This is a genomic window from Stenotrophomonas sp. SMYL41, assembly GCF_036319965.1.
GTDB classification, from domain to species: domain Bacteria; phylum Pseudomonadota; class Gammaproteobacteria; order Xanthomonadales; family Xanthomonadaceae; genus Stenotrophomonas; species Stenotrophomonas maltophilia_R.
The window spans coordinates 304461-324677 of the sequence record NZ_JAWIRX010000002.1 but is presented as its reverse complement, the minus strand read 5'-3'; the positions used below and the strand labels follow the sequence as shown (position 1 = coordinate 324677).

Genomic DNA, 20217 nt, shown 5'->3' with positions numbered 1-20217 from the left:
CGGAGCGCTGCGGCCTGCAACGATGACGGCGGGTCGTGCTGGCGTCATGGCCCTCCCCAGCGACAGCGGGGAGGCCAAACGCCCCCCTCAGGCGCAAGTGTGCGCAATCACGGGGAAAACCGACAAGTCCCCCGCCACGAATCAAGCGTGACGGGGGGCACGATCCTCAGCTGCGCTTGGCCCGTGCAAAGGCCTCGGCCAGGGCATTGTTGGCCGGCGGCGCAGACTGGGCCGGACGGCCGCCAGCGCCCTGGCCGCGGTTCGGACCACGGTTCTGGCCGCCAGCGTCACGGCGCGGTCCTTGGCCCTGGCCGCGCTCATCACGCTGGCCCGGGCGGCTGGTGGCCTGGCCCGGGGTATCGTCCAGGCGCCGGGTCAGGGCGATGCGCTTGCGCGCCACATCCACCTCCAGCACCTTCACCTTGACGATGTCACCGGCCTTGACCACGTCGCGCGGGTCCTTCACGAAGGTATCGGAAAGCGCCGAAATGTGGATCAGGCCGTCCTGGTGCACGCCGATATCGACAAAGGCACCAAACGCAGCCACGTTGCTGACCACACCTTCCAGCACCATGCCCTCGCGCAGGTCCTTGATGTCCTCCACGCCCTCGGCGAAACGCGCCGCCTTGAACTCCGGGCGCGGGTCGCGGCCCGGCTTCTCCAGTTCCTTCAGGATGTCGCGCACGGTCGGCACGCCGAAGGTGGCATCGGTGAACTGCTCGGCCTTCAGGCCACGCAGGAAGCTGCCATCACCGATCAGTGCCTTGATCGGGCGCGAGGTGCTGGCGACGATGCGTTCAACCACCGGATAGGCTTCCGGGTGCACCGCCGAGGCGTCCAGCGGCTGGTCACCATCGGCGATACGCAGGAAGCCGGCGCACTGCTCGAAGGTCTTTTCGCCCAGGCGCGCGACCTTCAGCAGGTCCTTGCGACGCTTGAACGGGCCGTTGTCGTCGCGATGGCGCACGATGTTCTCGGCCACCGTGGCCGACAGGCCGGACACCCGCGACAGCAGCGCAGCCGACGCGGTGTTCACGTATACGCCGACCGCGTTCACGCAGTCCTCCACGCGTGCATCCAGCGCCCGTGCCAGGCGGTACTGGTCCACGTCGTGCTGGTACTGGCCAACGCCGATCGCCTTGGGCTCAATCTTCACCAGTTCGGCCAACGGATCCTGCAGGCGGCGTGCAATCGACACCGCGCCACGCAGCGACACGTCCAGGTCCGGGAACTCCTTGGCCGCGAACTCGGACGCCGAGTACACCGACGCACCGGCCTCGCTGACCACCACCTTCTGCAGCTTCGGATTGGCGGCGGCCTTGATCGCTTCGCCGGCCAGCTTGTCGGTTTCGCGGCTGGCGGTGCCGTTACCGATCGCGATCAGTTCCACGTTGTGCTTGGCGCACAGCTGCTTGATCGTCTGCAGCGACTGCTCCCACTGCCGGCGCGGTTCGTGCGGATAGATCGTGTCGGTGGCGACCAGCTTGCCAGTGGCGTCAACCACAGCAATCTTGCAGCCAGTACGGATGCCCGGATCCAGGCCGAGTACGGTCTTCGCGCCGGCCGGCGCGGCCAGCAGCAGGTCCTTCAGGTTGTCGCCGAACACCGCAATGGCCTCGGCTTCGGCCTTCTCGCGGGCCTGGTTGAACAGGTCCAGCAGCAGATGGGTATGCAGCTTGGCGCGCCAGGTCAGGCGGCAGGCATCCAGCAGCCAGCGGTCAGCGGCACGACCGTGGTCGGCGATGCCGGCCTTGCGCGCCACGCGCCCTTCGGCGTACTGGTGGCCGGCCTCGGCATCGCTGCCCGGGTCCAGCTCCAGGAACAGGATCTCCTCGCGGCGCGCACGGAACAGTGCCAGCAACCGGTGCGACGGAATCTTTGCCAGCGCCTCTGCATGCTCGAAATAATCGCGGTACTTGGCACCTTCGGCTTCCTTGCCCTCCGCCACGCGCGCGCGGATCACGCCGGTCTCGCCCAGCCAGGTGCGCAGCTCACCGACCAGCGCGGCATCTTCGCCCCAGCGCTCCATCAGGATTGCGCGCGCTCCCTCCAGCGCGGCCTTGGTGTCGGCCACACCCTTGTCGGCATCGACGAAACCGGCGGCGAAGATCTGCGGGTCCTGCGTCGGATCGGCCAGCAAGCCGTCGGCCAGCGGCTCCAGGCCCGCCTCACGGGCGATCTGGGCGCGGGTGCGGCGCTTGGGCTTGTACGGCAGGTACAGGTCTTCCAGCCGGCTCTTGGTATCGGCCGCCAGGATGTCGTTGCGCAGTTCGTCGCTGAGCTTGCCCTGCTCGCCAATGCTGGCCAGCACTGCCGCGCGGCGGTCTTCCAGTTCGCGCAGGTAGGTCAGGCGCACTTCCAGGTTGCGCAGCTGGGTGTCGTCCAGGCCTCCGGTCACTTCCTTGCGGTAGCGCGCGATGAACGGAACGCTGGCGCCCTCGTCGAGCAGGCCGACGGCGGCGCGTACCTGGGCGGTCTGGGCACCGATCTCGTCGGCGATGGTCTGGGCGATCTGCTGGGCGAGCGCGCTCTGGGCGTTCTTGGCGTCGTGCATTGCTTCAGGTCTGTGCCGCATTACGGGAAGACCCCATTCTGGCAATCCACGACGGAGCCGGACAAGGCATTGACAGGGGACGAGGTTCAGCGGCCAGGCCGGATTGGACGCCGGCATCCTGGCGAAGAGAGGGCTCGGACTGGCCCTGGGCTGGGATGCCGGCGCGGGCGCACGATGGTGGGCGCGCCCTGCCGCGTGTTGCGAAGGTCAGCGGTAGTGGCGGGCCGCGCGCTGCATGACGATGTCGTCGCGCATGCTTTCCAGGGCCATCAGGCGGACCTTGCCGACACCCTGCAGTTCCATGAACCGCTCCGTGTAGAACTCCGGCCCCAGCGCGGTGTCAGCGCGGGATTTGCTGAAGCCGTAGGGCACCACGCCCTTCTCGCCATCCTTGCTACCACCGACATAAAGAACGATTGCCATGTGATGTATTCCTCCAAATTGCTACTGCGTACTGCACTCGATGAGCGATGCTGCGAGCTCATCGGGGGAGAGCTTACCGCGTCGAACCTGACTGGAACGTCACGAAGGCTAATGACGATCGGTTGCATGCAGATGACTGCGGGATCGCAGCAGAATGCTTACGGATCTTTAACCTCCGGCTAACGAACCCGCAGGGGATTCCCGCCGACGGCGCTGCCCCTTGTGGGTGGTTTGGGGGTGATCGCGAACAGCCGGTTTCCCGTGGGCTGGCCGGGTGGCTGGGACTGGCGGGGACGCCGCGAACCCATCCCGCCCGGCCCAATCGCATGGAAACGCATTCCGCGACCAAGGCACGAGGGGCTGCGCCGTTGGCGGGAACCTACGGCCACCAGCCACGCCCGAACCGGGCGAAATGATCCGCCGCGCGCTCGAACGGATTGCGCGCACTCACTCCGCCACACAGCAGGTACACCGGCAGGTACAGTGGCCCCAGCACCATGTACTGGTACACGTGTGCGCGCTCGTGGTCGTCCAGCCGGATCAACGGTTCCACGCCCCACCCCGCCTGATGCGCATAGGTGCGGCAGGAAATGCCAAGATCGTGGCCGGTATGCAGAATCACATTGCCCAGTGTGATCGCCCCACCCGGCCCCCACGGCCAGCGGTCGAACACCAGCGCACAATCCCGCCCGCTCCATCGCAGCGTCGCGCCGCCGAGCATGCCGGCCAAGCCGCCGATCACGCCGATCAGTGTGTTGGGCAGCGTCCATGCTGCGCCCAGCGTCTGCAGCGCGCGCAGCCAGAGCCGCCAGGGTCGAGCGGCGGTGTTCAATCCGCCTCGTTCGGAATCAGCAGCCACAGGATCAGGTAGACCAAGATGCCAGGGAAGGCGGCCGAGGCCAGCGACAGCAGCACGTAGACCACCCGCAGGAGGGTGACGTTCCAGCCGAAGCGATGGGCAATGCCGCCCATCACGCCGGCGATCATGCGGTCGTTCAATGAACGCGACAGCGTCTTGGGCGTCATGTTCATGGCGGTGCCTCCTCGGCTTGCGGGCAGAATCAGTCGAGCACGCCGCGACTCTACACCGCCCCCATGTCTACGGCGTGCGGTGACGCAGTGCCTGCAGGCGGGCACCGAACCAGGCCGCTGCGGTCTGTTCAGGCTGCCCCGGGCACTGGATGCGGTAAGGCTTGCCGCTCATGCTGCTCTGGCTGGCGGCGCGCTCGATGAACTGCTCGGCGCTGTCCACCATGTCCTTCTTCAGCAGGTAGTCGTACTTGCGCTGCAGATGCGCGCGCGCATCGCCGCCTTCATACCAGCTGCCATTGCGCTGGAACCGGCACTGGGAGCCGTCCAGGCTGGAGATCAGCTGGGCGATCTCCCGCCGTGCATCCGCACTGGGTGCGGCGTGGGCCACAGGCGCTGCCAACAGCAGTGCGGCAAGCAGCTTCGAAATCCTTTGCGACATCATCATTCTCCATGCAGTCGAGCATGGCTCGACGCTACAGAAATCGAAGCGGGCTTCACGCGTCACGCGCCTTCAGCCAGCCATCGATCGTCGCCGGCACTTCCCGCTGGGCACGACCAGACACATAGATACCAATATGCCCGCCACGGAAACTGGACTCGGTGTAGTCTTCGGTGCCCAGGCGCCCGCGCATCGCGCGCGAGGCATCCGGCGGCACCAGATGGTCCTGCTCGGCGTAGATGTTCAGCACCGGCAGAGTCACCTGCGACAGATCCACAGCTTCCTCGCCGATCCGCACCGTGCCGTTCACCAACCCGTTGCCCTGGTAGAACTGCTTGATGAAGTCACGGAACGCCTCGCCCGCCAGGTCCGGCGAATCGAAGATCCACTTCTCCATCCGCAGGAAGTCCTGCAGCGCCGCCTTGTCATCGAGGATGTCGAGCAGGCCCACGTACTTCTGCACGTTCAGGCGGAACGGCTTGAGCATCAGGTAGCTGGCATTCATCAGGTCAGCCGGGATGTTGCCCAGCGTGTCGACCAGCAGGTCCACGTCCACCTGCCGCGCCCAGTGCGAGAGCATGTTGTCGGCGGTCTGGAAATCGACCGGGGTGACCATGGTGATCAGCTTGCCCAGCTTCTGCCGGCGCAGTGCGGCGTAGCACAGGGCAAACACCCCCCCCTGGCAGATGCCAAGCAGGTCGACCGGGCCGCCACTGCGCGCGCGCAGCGCGTCCACTGCGCCATCGATGTAACGCAGCAGGTAGTCCTCCAGGGTCTGGAAGCGTTCGGAACGGTCCGGGTAACCCCAGTCCAGCACGTAGACATCCTGGCCCAGCGCCAGCAGCTTCTGCACCAGCGAACGGTCGGCCTGCAGGTCGACCATATACGGCCGGTTGACCAGTGCGTAGACGATCAGCAGCGGCGTGCGCCGGGCCGGTGCCTGCTCGCCGACGAAGCGGTACAACACCACCTTGCCGTCGCGCCAGACTTCCTCGCGGGCGGTCACGCCATAGTCCACGTCTTCCACCTGCGGCAGCAGCTTCAGCCCTTCCATCAGCTTGCGCTGCATGGCCAGGGTTTCCTGCATCAGGTCATCGGCGTTGAAGCCCAGCGGCCCCTTCATCGGTCACGCGCCCGAGTGGAAGTGCGAGGTGCGGCCTTCTTCGCAGACGCTTTTTTCGCAGGTGTCTTCTTCGTTGCGGCCTGCTTTGCAGGCTTTGCCGGCGCCGTCTTCTTCGTGGCCCTGCGCGCGGCCGGCTTCACCTTCGCCGGTGCGGGCTGTGCCACCGGATCGACTTCGCCCGTACCGGCCATGGCCACCACCTGCGCCTGCAGGCGGCGCAGGCTGCGCTCCAGCTCGGCGATGCGGCGGTGTGCGGCGTCCATCTCGCTGCGGGTCGGCAGGCCGATCCGTTCACTCATCTGTTCCACCTCGCGCTGCAGGCCGGCGCGCAGGCGCATCTGCGCGTTGCCCAGCGAGGCATACACCTGCTGGAACGGCTCGGACATGGCGACCTTGGCGTAGGCCTCCTCGGCTGCTTCGATCCACAGGTCGAACATCGCGCGGGCGCTGGTCAACTGGCTGCCCGGCTGCTCGTGCTCGGCCAGGCGTTGCTCGAACAGCGCGAAGGCCTCGTCCAGCGCCTGCTTGATCTGATCGACGTACGCGCGCGAATGCTGCTGGTATTCCTCCTGCGCACGCAGCAGGGCCTGCCAGCGCGCCTGGTGCTCGCGGCCGGGGCCGAATGCCGGGCTCTGCAGCCACGGACCGGCCTGCAGCTGGAACTGCTGCAGCCAAGCCGCGAATTCCGGTACCGCGGCGCCGGCGTGGGTGCTGCCGCGGGCGCCCTGCAGCATCCATTGCAGCATGCCGTCACCCTGCCCCTGCACCGCCTCACGCCACGCCTGGGCCACCTCGGCACTGCTGGCGTCGCGGCCGGCAAACCGTGCAGCGACTTCCTGCATGGTGCCGTACCAGCTGCCCGCCTGTTCGCGGAACCGGCGCAGGGCATCTTCCGGCGCGCCCGGCCCCTGTTCGGGCAGCAGCTGGCCCCACCAGTCGAACAGCCGTTTCCAGCTGCCCGGGTCATCGCCAGCCGGCGCACCGGGCGTGGTCGCATGGCGCAGGGCATCGCCCCAAGCGCCGAAGTACTGCCGCGCCAGGGTTTCGAAATCGCTGCTGCCGGCATCGTGGGCCGAGCTGGTCATCGCAGGCCTCCGCAGGGCTGGCTCATGGCTTGGGGATACGCAGGGTCTTGCTGATCATCAGCGACCCGGACAGGGCGAACAACAACACCATCGGATGCAGCTGCCACGGGCCGATCTGCCACTGGCCAAACCAGATGTTCTGGCCGATGGCATCGGTGCCGGCGGCGATCGCCAGCACGATCACCAGCACCAGGCTGGTCGGGATCGGGGTGCCCTCGAAATACTTGACCTTGCCCTCGTCGCCGGCCAGCGCCTCGGCGGTGACGTTGTAGCGCGCCAGGCGGCTGACGCCACAGCAGACGAAGTAGCTCAGCACCAGCCAATCCCAGCCGCCCTGCATGCCACAAGCGTACGCCAGCGCTGCCGGCGCCACGCCGAAGGAGATCACGTCGGACAGCGAGTCGAGCTCGCGGCCCAGGGTGGAGCTGGACTTGCGCCAGCGCGCGATGTGCCCGTCCAGGGCGTCGAAGATGAAGGCCAGCGGGATCAGCGCCATGCCGAACAGCAGGTACCCGCGCTCGCCGTCCTGCAGGAAGCGCATCGCGGCGAACACCGCACCGGTGCCGCAGAAAGCATTGGCCAGGGTGAACCAGTCGGCCAGCTGGAATTCGCGCAGCATCGAGAAGTGACGTTTCATGGGGTCTCACGGAGCATCAAGGCCCACAGGTTACCGCGAGCGCCGCCGCTGGCGACAGCGCCGACAGGATCCACCCTTCACCGCTCCCTCACCCATCCTCACCGGCGGTGAATTTTTCGCCACCCATCTTGACAGCCTAGGGGGGTGGCGCCTGTCGCGGCTTATCCACAAAGTTGCCCACGCGTAATCCACACCCCCTGTGGACAACCAGATCTCACCGACCGCGACGGTGGACATTTCCTCATCACCCTTCCGCGGGGTTTCCCTACTTCCCAAGCCGCGGAGTCGGCGCTATGGTCACCGGCGGGCCCGCCGCCGCCACGTCCGAAACCCACCGACGGACGACGATGACGATGCTGGATGCCTCCTCCCTGGCCGCGCAGCTGCGGCAGCCCCACGGCGACGCCGCACTGGCGGTGGCCGATTCAATGAATCGCAGCAACGGCGCGCTCAACCGCGCGGCGATCAGCCTGCTGGCAGTGTCGGCAGGCGAACGCATCCTGGAGATCGGTCCGGGCAACGCCGCCTTCGCACCCGAGCTTCTGCAGGCCGCCGACAGCCAGTACCTGGGGATCGAGCTGTCCTCTGCCATGGTCGAGGCCGGCAATCAGCGCCTGGCCGCCGGCGGGCTGGCCGACCGTGCCGCGATGCGCCATGGCGATGCCCACCTCCTGCCAGTCAGCGATGCCTCGATGGATGCGGCGCTGGCAGTCAATACCCTGTACTTCTGGCCGAACCTGGCACCGGTGCTGGACGAACTGGCGCGGGTACTGCACCGGGGCGGCCGCCTGTGCCTGGCTTTTGGCGATGCTGCCTTCATGCGCAGCCTGCCGTTCGCTGCCGACTTCCAGCTGCATGAGCTGGACGCGGTGGAGCTGGCCCTGCGGGTATCCGGCTTCCGCGTCTCGGCTTGGCGCAGCCACCGCGAAACCGCGAGCGGCAATGACGGCCAGACCCGCGAAAAACACTTTCACCTGCTGCTGGCACAGCGGCGCTGAAGTGGTAGAGCCGGCCGCTGGCCGGCTGCCCCGACCGTTCCGGGTTGCCGGCCAGCGGCCGGCATTACCCGCCCTGCACCCGTCGCCGCCAACGCGCGAAACAGAACACCTGCATCACCAGCATCGCCAGCAACCCCAGCGGCCACGCCCACCACACGCCCGCCAGCCCATGCCGCGCCTGCAAGCACATCGCCAGCGGCAGCTCCAGCAGCAGTACCGCCGCCATGCCCAGCAACGCGGGCAGCAAAACCGTTCCGCTGCCACGCATCACCCCGACCAGCACGGTGCTGCCTCCCATCGCCAGCACGCCCCACGCCACTGTGCGCAACTGCAGCGTGGCCAGTTCGCGCGCTTCGGTCGCCACCAGGATCAGCCCAGTCAGCCAGGGTGCCAGCGCCATCACCAGCAGCACCACCGCGCTCAGTATCGCCAGGCCAAGCAGCACGCCGGTGCGGGCGATGGCGAACAGTCTTTCCGTACGCCCCGCGCCCATCGCATGCGCCGCGAGGATGGTGGCGGTGATCCCCAGTGACATCGCCGGCAGCTGCACCCAGCTCATCAACTGGTTGACCGCACCGTAGGCGGCCGTGGCCGTGTATCCGTAGCGGTTGATCCAGCCCAGCAACACGATCTCGGCAATGGCCAGGCTGAGCATCTGCAACGAAGACGGCACGCCAATGCGGAGCATCGCGCGGATGATCGCGCCATCGAAACGGATGGCGCGCAGCAGGTCACGGCCCGGCGCCAGCGGATGTCCCAGCCGATCCCAACGCCACAGCAACCAGACCAGTGCCAGCAGCGACGCGAACGCCGCGGATACGGCCGCACTGGCCGAACCCAGCTGCGGCGCGCCCGCCCCGCCCAGGATCAGCAGCGGCGTGCACAGCAGGCCGACCGCCGTGGCCAGCAGCAGCGCATGCAACGGCGACGTCGCATCGCCCACTGCACGGCTCACGGCGGTGGCCAGCCATAGCAGGAAGAACGCCGGGGCCGCCAGCAGCAGCACGCGTGCATAGACAATGGACTCACTGAGGACCGCTGCCGGCGTGCCCAGCGCCGCCAGCAGCTGTGGTGCGAAACCGCCGCCCAGGGCCATCACCAGCACCGATAACAGCAGGATCAGCGCCACCGCGCTGCCAGCCACCGCGCGTGCCTGCTGCGGGCGGCCCGCGCCCCAGGCCTGGCCGATCAACACCATTGCGCCCGTGGCCAGGCCCATCACCAGGGCCAGCAACAGGAAGAAGACCGGGAAGAACGCGGCGGCTGCAGCTACCGCCTGTGTGCCAAGCAGGTGGCCAAGATAGATGTTGTCCAGCGTGCCTGCGGCCAGCTGCAGCGCATTGGTCAGCAGCATCGGCAGCAGCAGCGTCAGGTAGGCGCGCCACAGCGGGCGGGCCGCCGGGGATATCGGATGTACGGGGGGGCTCATGGGATTCTCTGGGCAAGGCGCCGCCCTGCCCGGCGTTTCCGCCAGCAAAGCAAGCACAGGGGAAGCGGGCCGCGGCCCGCAATCAGATGACGCCGTCGCTCAGCAACGGCGCGATGGCTCAGCCGCCAGCGTCTTCGAAGGCCAGGCGCAGGGCGTGCTCACGCACGTCCACGGGCCAGGAATGCAGTGCCGCCTCCAGGCCCGCGCGATCGTGCGCGAACAGCACGCGGATGGCCTCCTCGAAGCCCGGCAGGTCACCGGCGATGGCCTGCAGGAAGTGATAGGCACGCTCGCTATGGCGGCGCTGCCGGTCCTCGTCAGCACCGGCACGGCTGGCCGCTTCCACCAGCCTGCGCAGCACCACCGAGGCCCCACCCGGCTGTTCGGCCAGCCACGCCCAATGGCGCGGCAACAGCGTCACTTCGCGGGCGACCACGCCCAGCTTGGGGCGGCCGCGGCCACGCGGGGTTGCGGGCGCCCCTTCGGCAGTGACATCCGCATCCGCCTCCACGGCGGGAAGCGACTCGGCCACCCGCGCCAGCAGGTCTGCGTCGCTGCCGCGCGTGTCGAAATCGCGGGTTCGGCCGCTGGCGTTGTCGAACACCAGCAGCGGACCGGTGGCGTTATCGGCACGTAGCTGTTTCAACGCCAGCGCAGCAACTTCCGGGGTACCGGAAGCGACCAGGCGATGGCCGTCGAAACAGCTGAAGGGAGGAAGTCGGGACGCAGGCATGGCAATGGCATCGGAGGCGATGCGGGAATATTGCCCGGGTAATTTGCGAGAGTCAATATTGCCCGGGTATTAACCAGCCAGAAGAGCGTGCCAACCAAGGTTGGCACCCACCCGAAAGGTCGGCGTCCATCCGATTCGTCGGGTCACAGCCGGCTGTAGGACCAGCTGACCATGCGACCGTCCTTGTACGGCATCACGCCGTGGAACGGGCGCGGGTCGGCGTCGAACACCAACGGCAGGAAGTTGCGGTCGCCCTCCCACATCGGCAGCGTGTCCAGCTTGTCCAGGTCCACCCACTCCAGCGTGCCCTCGTGGTTGCCGCCATGCGGGGTGCCCTCGAATCCGTCGATGACGAAGACGAAGCCCAGCCAGTCCTCGCCATGCTTGCCGAAGCCCGGCCAGCTGATGGTGCCGCGCAGGTGCATGTCGGTGCAGTGGATGCCGGCCTCCTCGGCGATCTCGCGGCGCATGCTGGCCGCCACGTCCTCGTCCGCTTCGATCTTGCCGCCCAGTCCGTTGTACTTGCCCAGGTGGTGGTCACCAGGGCGGGTATTGCGGTGGATCATCAGCACCTGGCGACGATCAGGCGACAGCACATAGCCCAGGGTGGCGACGATCGGGGTGTACGGCATGGGGCAGCATCCAGCGGCAGGTCAGCCGTGGATTATGGCCGATCAGCGCACCAGCGACAGGCGGCGTTCGGCAGGCGCAGCGGCGCCATCGGGATCGCGGCGCAGGGTGGCCACGCCGTGGCCGCGTTCGGCCAGGTATTCCAGCCATTTGCCGAGGAAGGTGTTCATCCGCATGCGATGGCTGATCAGCTCCGCCGGCGGGGGGTACAGGCCCATGGTGTCCTGCCAGCGGCGACCGACGTAGCAGTGCGTGGTCTCCGCCTGGCGCGCATCACGATACAGGCGCACGTAGGCCGACGGATCCGGTTCACCGGTGACCGGGTCGGCCAGGTCGTAGGTCAGGCGCAGTTCCACCGTGTAGCGGTGGCACTCGATCACGTCCAGGCGTACGTCCAGGCCGTCGCCGATCGAGGAAATGTAGCTGCCCGCCACCAGTCCGGCCGGTTCGAACAGGCGCACCAGGTGGCGGTAGTTTTCCGCGTACAGGCCCATGAGCCAGCTCAACCGGCTCAGGCGGGGAATGCGTTCGGTGCGGGGCGAGGCTTGGGCCATGGGTCGATCCTACACGTTGGTGCTTCAACGTGGGGGCGGGATCGCCCTGACCAAAGGGACTCGGTGTCGACCAACGGCCGATACCCACCGCGGAGGAGGCGTAATGCCCGCCACACAGGTAGGCCACGCCCGTGGGTCGCGGCGCACGGATCAATACAGCTCGCGCTGCAGCCCCAGCGTGGCCAGCACCTTGCTGGAAATCTCCTCGATCGAGGTATGCGTAGTGCTCAGGGTCGGGATCCGCTCCATGCGGAACATGGTCTCGGCCGCGGCCACCTCGCGCTTGCAGGTGTCCAGGTTGGCGTAGCGCGAGTTCGGACGGCGCTCCTGGCGGATCTGCTGCAGGCGGTCGGGGTCGATGGTCAGGCCGAACAGCTTGCGCCGGTAGTTGCGCAGGCGCGGCGGCAGGCGGTCGCTTTCCAGGTCTTCGTCGGTCAGCGGGTAGTTGGCCGCGCGTACCCCGTAATGCAGGGCCAGGTAGATGCAGGTGGGCGTCTTGCCGGCGCGCGACACCGCCACCAGGATCACGTCGGCATCGTCGTAGTTCACCGCGATGCCGTCGTCATGGGTCAGGGCGAAGTTCATCGCGTTGATGCGGCGGTGGTAGGTGTCGAAATCGACCATGCCGTGGGCCTGGCCGACCCGGGCCAGGCGCGGGCTGGCCAGTTCACGCTCCAGCGGCTCGATGAACGGCGCGAACACATCCAGCATCAGCGCCCCGCTGTCGGCCAGGATCAGGCTCAGGCTCTGGTCCACGCAGGAGTTCACCACGATCGGCCGGACCTGGTACCGCTCCCCTGCCGCCTGGATCCGGGCACAGGCTTCACGCGCTTTTTCGGGGTCGTCGACAAACGACATGCGGTCGGTAATGAAGCTGAACCCGGAGAACTGGGTCAGCAGGCTATGCCCAATGGTTTCAGCGGTGATACCGGTTCCATCGGAAACGTAGAACACCGGACGGATGGTCGACATGCGCGCTTTTACCCCCTACGAAGCTTAAAAAGGCCGCCAGCACAAGCTTGTGCCGACGGTGGTCTGCCCGGCATCATATCGGCTTCTTCCTACGGACGCGGCCATTCAGCCCGCCTCGGGCGATGGCCAAACGGAGCATCGCGCTTGAACGAGAACATCCTGTGGTTGCACGAACTGCGTCTGGCCGATCTGGCCCGCGTAGGCGGCAAGAATTCGTCGCTGGGCGAGATGATCGGCAACCTCGCCGGTCTGGGCGTTTCGGTGCCGGGCGGTTATGCCACCACCGCTGAAGCCTTCAAGGACTTCATCGCGCACAACGATCTGTCCAAGCGCATCTTCGACAAGCTGGCCACGCTGGACGTCGAGGACGTCAACGCGCTGACCGCCGCCGGCAAGGAAATCCGCACCTGGGTGATCGATGCGCCGCTGCAGCCGCAGCTGGACCAGGACATCCGCAGCGCCTACGCCAAGCTGAGCGCCGACAATGGCGGCGGCGACGTGGCCGTGGCCGTGCGTTCCTCGGCCACCGCCGAGGATCTGCCGGATGCGTCTTTCGCCGGCCAGCAGGAAACCTTCCTCAACGTCACCGGTGCCGACGACGTCGTGCACAAGGTCAAGGAAGTGTTCGCCTCGCTGTACAACGACCGCGCCATCGCCTACCGCGTGCACCACGGCTTCAAGCATGAGGACGTGTTCCTGTCCGCCGGCGTGCAGCTGATGGTGCGCTCGGGCGTCGGCTCCTCCGGCGTGCTGTTCACCCTGGACACCGAGTCCGGCTTCCGCGACGTGGTGTTCGTCACCTCTTCGTTCGGCTTGGGCGAAATGGTCGTGCAGGGCGCGGTCAACCCGGACGAGTACTACGTCTACAAGCCCACCCTGCAGGCCGGCAAGCCGGCGATCCTGCGCCGCTCGCTCGGCAGCAAGGCCATCCGCATGGTGTATTCGGATGTTCCGGGTGAGCGCGTCAGGATCGAGGACACCCCGGTCGAACTGCGCAACACCTTCTCGATCAGCGACGAGGACGTGCAGGAACTGTCCAAACAGGCGCTGGTCATCGAAAAGCACTACGGCCGCCCGATGGACATCGAGTGGGCCAAGGACGGTGTCAGCGGCAAGCTGTTCATCGTGCAGGCGCGCCCGGAGACGGTGAAGTCGCGCAGCCACGCCACCCAGATCGAGCGCTTCGCGCTGACCGAAAAGGGCGGCAACGTGCTGGCCGAAGGCCGCGCCGTTGGTGCCAAGATCGGCTCGGGCGTGGCCCGCGTGGTGAAGACGCTGGACGACATGAACCGCGTGCAGCCGGGCGACGTGCTGATCGCCGACATGACCGATCCCGATTGGGAGCCGGTGATGAAGCGCGCTTCGGCCATCGTCACCAACCGTGGCGGCCGTACCTGCCACGCCGCGATCATCGCGCGCGAGCTGGGCGTGCCGGCCGTGGTCGGTTCGGGCAATGCCACCAAGGTGATCGAAGATGGCCAGCTGGTCACCGTCAGCTGCGCTGAAGGCGATACCGGCTTCATCTACGAAGGCAAGCTCGGCTTCGAGCGCACCACCACCGATCTGGGCAACATGCCGCCGGCACCGCTGAAGATCATGATGAACGTGGCCAACCCGGAACGTGCCTTCGACTTCGGCCAGCTGCCGAACGCCGGCATCGGTCTGGCCCGCCTGGAAATGATCATTGCCAGCCACATCGGCATCCACCCGAACGCGCTGCTGGAATACGACCGCCAGGACGCAGCGACGAAGAAGAAGATCGACGAGAAGATCGCCGGCTATGGTGATCCGGTCAGCTTCTACGTGGACCGCCTGGCCGAAGGCATCGCCACCCTCACCGCCTCGGTCGCCCCGAACGCCGTGATCGTGCGCCTGTCGGACTTCAAGTCCAACGAGTACGCCAACCTTATCGGCGGCAGCAACTACGAGCCGCACGAAGAGAACCCGATGATCGGCTTCCGCGGCGCCAGCCGTTACGTCGACCCGAGCTTCTCGGCCGCCTTCGCGCTGGAGTGCAAGGCCGTGCTGCGCGTGCGCAACGAAATGGGCCTGGACAACCTGTGGGTCATGATCCCGTTCGTGCGCACCCTGGAAGAAGGCCGCAAGGTCATCGAGGTGCTGGAACAGAACGGCCTGAAGCAGGGCGAGAACGGCCTGAAGATCATCATGATGTGCGAAGTGCCGTCCAACGCACTGCTCGCCGATGAATTCCTGGAGATCTTCGACGGCTTCTCGATCGGCTCCAACGACCTGACCCAGCTGAGCCTGGGCCTGGACCGCGACTCGTCGATCGTCGCGCACCTGTTCGACGAGCGTAACCCGGCAGTGAAGAAGCTGCTGTCGATGGCGATCAAGGCAGCACGTGCCAAGGGCAAGTACGTCGGCATCTGCGGCCAGGGCCCGTCCGATCACCCGGATCTGGCCGAATGGCTGATGCAGGAAGGCATCGAGTCGGTGTCGCTGAACCCGGATACCGTGGTCGATACCTGGCTGCGCCTGGCCAAGCTGAAGGCCAACGGCTGATGCCGTGATGGCCACAGGCTGACGCCGTGTTCATCGGCGTCGGCCCATACTGCTGCTGCACGCAAGCCCCGCCTCTGCGGGGCTTGCTGTTTCTGGCGTCCACGTACGCCCTGCCCCGCGCAGACTTCCCCCGCAGCAAAGGATTTCCGCATGATCGCCGCCGCAGCACCCGCCCCCACCGCAACGCCCTGGTTCCATTCGCTCGACTGGGAGCGCCTGCTGGAAACTTACGGTGTGCCGTTGCTGGCCGCGATCGTGGTGCTGCTGGTCGGCATGTGGCTGGCGCGACGCCTGTCCAACGCAATGCCGCGCGCCACCGCGCGCATGGGCGTGGACCCGATGCTGGGCAGTTTCCTGCGCAACGTGGTGTACGCCGCGTCGCTGGTGATCGTAGTGGTGCTGGCGATCGGCACGCTGGGTGTGCAGATCACCCCGCTGCTGGCCGTGCTCGGTACCGCTGGCCTGGCAGTTGGCCTTGCCCTGAAGGATTCGCTGTCCAACATCGCGTCGGGCGTGATGCTGGTGACGCTGCGCCCGTTCCGCGTGGGCGACGTGGTGACCGTGGCCGGCCAGACCGGCACGGTGCGCGAAGTGCGCATCTTCCAGACCGTCATCACCGGTGCCGACAACCAGCACACCACCATTCCCAACACGCTGATCACCGCCGCACCGATCATCAACCTCACCGCCGAGCCGACCCGCCGCGTCGAACTGGTGATCGGCATCGGTTACGAAGACAACATCCAGCTGGCACGCGACACGGCGCTGGCGCTGATGAAGGCCGACCCGCGCGTGCTGCAGGCACCCGCACCGGACGTGGTCGTCTACGAGCTGGGGGCGCACGCGATCAATCTTGGCATCCGCTGCTACGTGAAGTCGGCTGACTGGTTCGGCACCAAGGTCACGCTGCTGGAGCAGCTCAAGCTGGGCTTCGACAAGGCCGGCATCAACATTCCGTATCCGCAGCAGGACATGCACCTGTACCTGCACGGCAAGGATGGCGGCGTGGTCGAGGCCGATGCCCTGGTACGCGACAAGCCCTGATCCATGCCGGTAGTGCCGACCAACGGTCGGCACCCACCCATCCGCGCGTCAAGCGGTGACGCTCTCTTCCAGCATCGGATAATCAGTGAGGCCCTCGGCACCACCGCCGAAGAACGTCGCCCGATCCGGCAGGTTCAATTCCGCCCCCAGACGCAGGCGCTCAGGCAGATCCGGGTTGGCGATGAACGGGCGGCCGTAGCCGATCAGGTCGGCCCAGCCTTCGGCCAGTGCCTGCTCGGCGCGCTCGGCGGTGTACTTGCCGGCGTAGATCAGGGTGCCCGGGTAGACCATGCGCAGCGCCTGCTTGAACGCCACCGGCATCAGCGGTGCATCGTCCCAGTCGGCTTCGGCAATGTGCAGATAGCCCACACCCAGCTCACCCAAAAGGTGGGCAGCCGCCAGGTAGGTCGCCTGCGGCGTATCGTCGACCGCGCCCTGCAGCGTCGTCAACGGCGCCAGACGCACGCCCACGCGATCACCGCCGGCCACCGCGATCACCGCCTGCACAACCTCGCGCAGGAAACGCAGACGGTTCTGCAGTGAGCCGCCATAGGCGTCGGTGCGCTGGTTGGCCTGCGAGTCGATGAACTGGTTGATCAGGTAACCGTTGGCGCCATGTAGTTCTACGCCGTCGAAGCCGGCCTCCAGCGCATTGCGTGCAGCTTGGGCGTAGTCGGCGACGACGCCCGGGATCTCGCCTTCGGTCAGCGCACGCGGCATCGAGTGCTGGATCATCTCACCCACGCCCGCTTCCGGGCCTGCGCCGGTGGGGTCGACAAACACCTTCACGCCTTCGGCCAGCAACGCCGACGACGACACCGGCGCGGCACCACCGGGCTGCAGGGCCACATGCGAGACCCGGCCCACGTGCCACAGCTGGGCGTAGATGCGACCGCCGGCAGCGTGCACAGCATCGGTCACCCGGCGCCAGCCCTGCACCTGTTCCGGGCTGTGGATGCCCGGGGTCCAGGCATAGCCCTGGCCCTGCGGGCTGATCTGGGTACCTTCGCTGACGATCAGGCCCGCGCTGGCCCGCTGCGCGTAGTAGGCGGCCATTTCCGCGGTGGCGACGTTGCCATCGGCAGCACGCGACCGGGTCATCGGCGGCATCACGATGCGGTTGGGCAACGTCAGCGCGCCCAGGCGGTGGGGGGTGAACATCATGGCGGCAATCTCTTGCGGGGGGGAGTACCGCAAAGGATGGGGATGCCGGCTGCCGCGCAACAGGCATGCGCTGGCAAAACAATTGTTCCCCCGAGGCAAGGATGGCGTGACCAGGGGTCAGAGCCCCTGCCTGCGGAAGAGGATCCGACCCCACGCGCAACCGGGGTCGGATCCCTTTGCAACGCAAAGGGCTCTGACCCCAAAGCCGGTTACAGAGTCGGCTCGATCTTCACCGCGCCGTGTGCCACGCGGTCATAGCAGCTGCGCACCACATCTTCCCCGTACTTCAACTCCAGCCGGCGCACGATGAAGTGGCCGCGCGCCATGTCCTGGTAGTAATCGGTGAACATGGTATTGAGTGTCGCACCGGCAGCCGCGCCGACGATCGGCACCGCTTGTGCCGCGAACTTCTCGGTGACCACCACGCCGAAGCGCGCCGCCACCTTTTCCACCATCTTCGCCAGCAGCTTGCCAGCCTCCTTCGGTGCCACGCCCAGGGTCAGGTCGCGGCCGGTCACCACCCGCCCGGCCAGTTCGGCCGACAGATGGCGCATCACATCGGTGGTAAAGCCACGGGCCAGGTAATAGCCGGTCTCGCTGGCATCATCGCGCGGTGAGTTACCCCCTAGCGCGAACACCTCCAGGCAGGCCTGGCGGGTGCTGAACTCGGACAGGTCGAAGCCCTCGCTGCGGGCCACATCGGCCACCGCGCGCATCATGATGGTGGTCGACACCGGCAGCTCGATGAATAGTGCCGCGAAGCCGAAGGCCCCGCCGACCGCGCCCGAGGTGGCTGCCGCCACCTTGTGCCAGCGCGTGGAGGCCCCTTTGCCGGGCGTGTTGTCCATGCTCCACAGCGCCGCCTGCGCCGACTTGGACAGCGCCGCCTGCACCGCGCCATGGATGCGGTTGGAGACCGAACTGGGCAGCGCCTTCACCGCGAATTCCAGCGGCGTGCCGACCAGGTTGGCCATGCGTGCGGTCAGGGTCGGGGCTTCCAGCAGGGTCACCGCCCGCTGCAGGTCGGACCAGTCGCGGGCGTCGTGGGCAATGTCGCGGGGCAGCAGGATGGGCTCGTTCATGGCGCCGATCTTAGCGCCAGGGAGTTGAACGAAGCGTAGTGCCGGCCGCTGGCCGGCAACCTGTTGGACCTCACGAAAGCCCTGGAATTGCCAGCCGGCGGCCGGCACGACCGGTCAAGGTGTCGAAAGCCCGGACAGCGCGCCCATGAACTGGCGGTAGTGGCGCAGCTCGGCGATCGAATCGTGCACGTCGCTCAGCGCGGTGTGGTTGCTGTTCTTGCCAACACCGGCGGCCACGTTCGGCGCCCAGCGCTTGGCCAGTTCCTTCACGGTGGAGACGTCCAGATTGCGATAGTGGAAGTACTTCTCCAGGCGCGGCATCTGGCGATGCAGGAAGCGGCGGTCCTGGCAGATGGAGTTGCCGCACATCGGCGACAGGCCAGCCGGGATCCACTGCGCCAGGAAGTTCACCGTCTGCGCCTCGGCCTGGCCCAGGGTGGTGGTGCTGTCCACCACGCGCTGCCACAGGCCCGAACGGCGGTGCTGGTTGCGGTTCCACTCATCCATCGCTTCCAGCGTTTCCAGCGGGTGGTGGATGGCGAATTCCGGCCCTTCCGCCAGCACATTGAGCTGGGCATCGGTGACCACGGTGGCGATCTCGATGATCGAATCGTTGTCGGTATCCAACCCGGTCATTTCCAGGTCGATCCAGATCAGTCGTTCGTTGGCCGCGCCGTTGTCCGCCATGTGTCGCCTCGTTGCTGGGCAGGCGCGCGGCCTACCGGTAATGGAAAGAGGCGCCCATCATACCCGTTCGCCCCTCAGGCCTCGCCGGCATGGTCTTCCAGCAGCAGCGGCGGCTTGCCACGCTTGGCACGGAAATAGTTGGTCAGGCGCATGCTGGCCTCCTTGGCCAGCACCCCGCCGTGGATCTCGACGCGGTGGTTGTGGCGGGCATCGCCGAGCAGGTCGAACACGCTGCCGCAGGCCCCGGTCTTGGGGTCGCTGGCGCCGTAGACCAGACGGGCAACGCGTGCATGCACGATCGCCATCGCGCACATCGCGCACGGTTCCAGGGTCACGTACAGGGTACTGCCCAGCAGCCGGTGGTTGGCCAGCAGCTTGCCACCGGCACGCATTGCCACGATCTCGGCATGCGCGCTGGGGTCGTGCGAAGCGATGTTGAGGTTCCAGCCCTCACCCAGCAGCTGGCCATCAGCGCCGACCAGCACCGCTCCCACCGGAATTTCATCGAACTCGCGCTGCGCACGCTCGGCCAGCGCCAGCGCATGGCGCATCCAATGTTCATCGGCGTCGTGCACCGGCACACCCAGGGCATCGGTCATGGCGGTTCTCGCGTATATACAGGGCCAGGATGGCCGCCGGGGCCGCATTGTACGCCCACGGCCGTGCAGGTTCCGCTAGCGCGCGTCGAAGCGTTCGCGGGCAGCGTCCAGTGCCGGGAAGTTGTGCTCGGCCCAACGGTCCAGCGCGTTCAGGGTGTCCACCAGACTGCGCGCAACCTCGGTCAACCGGTACTCGACATGCAGCGGCTTGCTGCCCAGATCGCAACGCTCGACCAGGCCGTTGCGCTCCAGCTGCCGCAGGGTCTGGGTCAACACTTTCTGCGAGATCCCTTCGATCTTCCGCAGCAGTGCGCCGTTGCGTTGCGGGCCCTGCGCCAACGCTGGCAACAGCAGCATCACCCACTTGCCGGAGATCAGCGCCAGCGCATCGCGTGCCGAGCAATCGGCGGCATAGACATCGCCCGGATAGGCCATGGTTACCTCAAGGTGCGTAATTGCCGGGGCACCCCGGCATCGCGAGGATGGTCGCACACTCCGCCAACGCCTCG

General features: G+C 67.0%; 21 protein-coding genes. 3 read left to right on the top strand and 18 right to left on the bottom strand.

The annotated features are described in order from the left end of the window. Positions 1-166: 166 nt before the first annotated feature. The 8 genes from V3B30_RS03920 to V3B30_RS03885 form a co-directional block, all read right to left on the bottom strand. On the bottom strand, positions 167-2554 hold the full coding sequence (locus V3B30_RS03920; RefSeq protein ID WP_100473186.1) for a Tex family protein: 2388 nt from the start codon (positions 2552-2554) through the stop codon (positions 167-169). A 207-nt stretch (positions 2555-2761) separates the two neighbouring features. Next, positions 2762-2977, bottom strand: coding sequence for a hypothetical protein (locus V3B30_RS03915; RefSeq protein ID WP_006452005.1), 216 nt, complete (start codon positions 2975-2977; stop codon positions 2762-2764). Positions 2978-3356: 379 nt separating this feature from the next. Next, a complete protein-coding gene (locus V3B30_RS03910; RefSeq protein WP_100473187.1) occupies positions 3357-3809 on the bottom strand; it encodes a hypothetical protein in 453 nt (150 codons plus the stop codon). Beyond that, positions 3806-4003 carry a PspC domain-containing protein gene (locus V3B30_RS03905; RefSeq protein ID WP_202908150.1) on the bottom strand — a complete coding sequence of 66 codons (198 nt, stop codon included), beginning with the start codon at positions 4001-4003 and terminating at the stop codon, positions 3806-3808. The genes V3B30_RS03910 and V3B30_RS03905 overlap by 4 nt, the downstream gene beginning before the upstream one ends. A 73-nt stretch (positions 4004-4076) precedes the next feature. After that, positions 4077-4451 carry a YfeK family protein gene (locus tag V3B30_RS03900; protein WP_100475212.1) on the bottom strand — a complete coding sequence of 125 codons (375 nt, stop codon included), beginning with the start codon at positions 4449-4451 and terminating at the stop codon, positions 4077-4079. A gap of 52 nt (positions 4452-4503) precedes the next feature. Next, the gene (locus V3B30_RS03895; RefSeq protein WP_262083126.1) at positions 4504-5571 is read right to left on the bottom strand and encodes a class III poly(R)-hydroxyalkanoic acid synthase subunit PhaC; all 1068 of its coding nucleotides are present in this window, start codon (positions 5569-5571) and stop codon (positions 4504-4506) included. After that, positions 5568-6656 carry a class III poly(R)-hydroxyalkanoic acid synthase subunit PhaE gene (gene phaE, locus V3B30_RS03890; RefSeq protein WP_262083127.1) on the bottom strand — a complete coding sequence of 363 codons (1089 nt, stop codon included), beginning with the start codon at positions 6654-6656 and terminating at the stop codon, positions 5568-5570. The genes V3B30_RS03895 and phaE overlap by 4 nt, the downstream gene beginning before the upstream one ends. A 22-nt stretch (positions 6657-6678) precedes the next feature. Then, positions 6679-7293, bottom strand: coding sequence for a CDP-alcohol phosphatidyltransferase family protein (locus V3B30_RS03885; protein ID WP_100473191.1), 615 nt, complete (start codon positions 7291-7293; stop codon positions 6679-6681). Between the two features lie 347 nt (positions 7294-7640). Here V3B30_RS03885 and V3B30_RS03880 point away from each other — a divergent pair, with 347 nt between their 5' ends. After that, positions 7641-8291 carry a class I SAM-dependent methyltransferase gene (locus tag V3B30_RS03880; RefSeq protein WP_262083128.1) on the top strand — a complete coding sequence of 217 codons (651 nt, stop codon included), beginning with the start codon at positions 7641-7643 and terminating at the stop codon, positions 8289-8291. Positions 8292-8355: 64 nt separating this feature from the next. Here the strand turns inward: V3B30_RS03880 and V3B30_RS03875 are convergent, their stop codons facing one another. From V3B30_RS03875 to V3B30_RS03855, 5 genes are all read right to left on the bottom strand, one after another. After that, positions 8356-9720: an MATE family efflux transporter gene (locus V3B30_RS03875; protein WP_262083129.1), complete on the bottom strand. Its 1365-nt coding sequence runs from the start codon at positions 9718-9720 to the stop codon at positions 8356-8358. Between the two features lie 118 nt (positions 9721-9838). Then, the gene (locus V3B30_RS03870; protein WP_262083130.1) at positions 9839-10453 is read right to left on the bottom strand and encodes a DUF2239 family protein; all 615 of its coding nucleotides are present in this window, start codon (positions 10451-10453) and stop codon (positions 9839-9841) included. 143 nt (positions 10454-10596) lie between these two features. Continuing rightward, the gene (locus tag V3B30_RS03865; protein ID WP_075677609.1) at positions 10597-11085 is read right to left on the bottom strand and encodes an 8-oxo-dGTP diphosphatase; all 489 of its coding nucleotides are present in this window, start codon (positions 11083-11085) and stop codon (positions 10597-10599) included. 42 nt (positions 11086-11127) lie between these two features. Beyond that, positions 11128-11637 (bottom strand): DUF1249 domain-containing protein, encoded by a 510-nt coding sequence (locus V3B30_RS03860; protein WP_100473195.1) that lies wholly within the window; start codon positions 11635-11637, stop codon positions 11128-11130. 150 nt (positions 11638-11787) lie between these two features. Further along, positions 11788-12609: a pyruvate, water dikinase regulatory protein gene (locus V3B30_RS03855; RefSeq protein WP_005417170.1), complete on the bottom strand. Its 822-nt coding sequence runs from the start codon at positions 12607-12609 to the stop codon at positions 11788-11790. Positions 12610-12753: 144 nt separating this feature from the next. On the opposite strand from V3B30_RS03855, the gene ppsA reads away from it, so the two are divergent. After that, positions 12754-15132, top strand: a complete 2379-nt coding sequence (gene ppsA / locus V3B30_RS03850) for a phosphoenolpyruvate synthase (protein ID WP_262083131.1) — start codon at positions 12754-12756, stop codon at positions 15130-15132. A 150-nt stretch (positions 15133-15282) separates the two neighbouring features. Further along, complete coding sequence (locus tag V3B30_RS03845) at positions 15283-16176, top strand: mechanosensitive ion channel domain-containing protein (protein ID WP_049422444.1); 894 nt, start codon at positions 15283-15285, stop codon at positions 16174-16176. 48 nt (positions 16177-16224) lie between these two features. Here V3B30_RS03845 and V3B30_RS03840 read toward each other — a convergent pair whose 3' ends face one another. The 5 genes from V3B30_RS03840 to V3B30_RS03820 form a co-directional block, all read right to left on the bottom strand. Further along, a complete protein-coding gene (locus V3B30_RS03840) occupies positions 16225-17340 on the bottom strand; it encodes an alkene reductase (protein WP_262083132.1) in 1116 nt (371 codons plus the stop codon). Positions 17341-17549: 209 nt separating this feature from the next. Then, entirely contained in the window at positions 17550-18422 is an 873-nt protein-coding gene (locus V3B30_RS03835; protein ID WP_100473198.1) for an EcsC family protein, read from the bottom strand. Positions 18423-18536: 114 nt separating this feature from the next. Further along, complete coding sequence (orn, locus tag V3B30_RS03830; RefSeq protein ID WP_100473199.1) at positions 18537-19109, bottom strand: oligoribonuclease; 573 nt, start codon at positions 19107-19109, stop codon at positions 18537-18539. 74 nt (positions 19110-19183) lie between these two features. Beyond that, the gene (gene tadA, locus V3B30_RS03825; RefSeq protein ID WP_262083133.1) at positions 19184-19708 is read right to left on the bottom strand and encodes a tRNA adenosine(34) deaminase TadA; all 525 of its coding nucleotides are present in this window, start codon (positions 19706-19708) and stop codon (positions 19184-19186) included. Between the two features lie 75 nt (positions 19709-19783). Beyond that, on the bottom strand, positions 19784-20143 hold the full coding sequence (locus V3B30_RS03820) for a helix-turn-helix domain-containing protein (RefSeq protein WP_100473201.1): 360 nt from the start codon (positions 20141-20143) through the stop codon (positions 19784-19786). Positions 20144-20217: the final 74 nt, after the last annotated feature.

Coding starts and splice junctions, on each gene's coding strand:
- V3B30_RS03920 (WP_100473186.1), bottom strand. CDS start 2,554: ATGCACGACGCCAAGAACGCCCAGAGCGCGCTCGCCCAGCAGATCGCC.
- V3B30_RS03915 (WP_006452005.1), bottom strand. CDS start 2,977: ATGGCAATCGTTCTTTATGTCGGTGGTAGCAAGGATGGCGAGAAGGGC.
- V3B30_RS03905 (WP_202908150.1), bottom strand. CDS start 4,003: ATGACGCCCAAGACGCTGTCGCGTTCATTGAACGACCGCATGATCGCC.
- V3B30_RS03900 (WP_100475212.1), bottom strand. CDS start 4,451: ATGATGTCGCAAAGGATTTCGAAGCTGCTTGCCGCACTGCTGTTGGCA.
- V3B30_RS03895 (WP_262083126.1), bottom strand. CDS start 5,571: ATGAAGGGGCCGCTGGGCTTCAACGCCGATGACCTGATGCAGGAAACC.
- phaE (WP_262083127.1), bottom strand. CDS start 6,656: ATGACCAGCTCGGCCCACGATGCCGGCAGCAGCGATTTCGAAACCCTG.
- V3B30_RS03885 (WP_100473191.1), bottom strand. CDS start 7,293: ATGAAACGTCACTTCTCGATGCTGCGCGAATTCCAGCTGGCCGACTGG.
- V3B30_RS03880 (WP_262083128.1), top strand. CDS start 7,641: ATGACGATGCTGGATGCCTCCTCCCTGGCCGCGCAGCTGCGGCAGCCC.
- V3B30_RS03875 (WP_262083129.1), bottom strand. CDS start 9,720: ATGAGCCCCCCCGTACATCCGATATCCCCGGCGGCCCGCCCGCTGTGG.
- V3B30_RS03870 (WP_262083130.1), bottom strand. CDS start 10,453: ATGCCTGCGTCCCGACTTCCTCCCTTCAGCTGTTTCGACGGCCATCGC.
- V3B30_RS03865 (WP_075677609.1), bottom strand. CDS start 11,085: ATGCCGTACACCCCGATCGTCGCCACCCTGGGCTATGTGCTGTCGCCT.
- V3B30_RS03860 (WP_100473195.1), bottom strand. CDS start 11,637: ATGGCCCAAGCCTCGCCCCGCACCGAACGCATTCCCCGCCTGAGCCGG.
- V3B30_RS03855 (WP_005417170.1), bottom strand. CDS start 12,609: ATGTCGACCATCCGTCCGGTGTTCTACGTTTCCGATGGAACCGGTATC.
- V3B30_RS03845 (WP_049422444.1), top strand. CDS start 15,283: ATGATCGCCGCCGCAGCACCCGCCCCCACCGCAACGCCCTGGTTCCAT.
- V3B30_RS03840 (WP_262083132.1), bottom strand. CDS start 17,340: ATGATGTTCACCCCCCACCGCCTGGGCGCGCTGACGTTGCCCAACCGC.
- V3B30_RS03835 (WP_100473198.1), bottom strand. CDS start 18,422: ATGAACGAGCCCATCCTGCTGCCCCGCGACATTGCCCACGACGCCCGC.
- orn (WP_100473199.1), bottom strand. CDS start 19,109: ATGGCGGACAACGGCGCGGCCAACGAACGACTGATCTGGATCGACCTG.
- tadA (WP_262083133.1), bottom strand. CDS start 19,708: ATGACCGATGCCCTGGGTGTGCCGGTGCACGACGCCGATGAACATTGG.
- V3B30_RS03820 (WP_100473201.1), bottom strand. CDS start 20,143: ATGGCCTATCCGGGCGATGTCTATGCCGCCGATTGCTCGGCACGCGAT.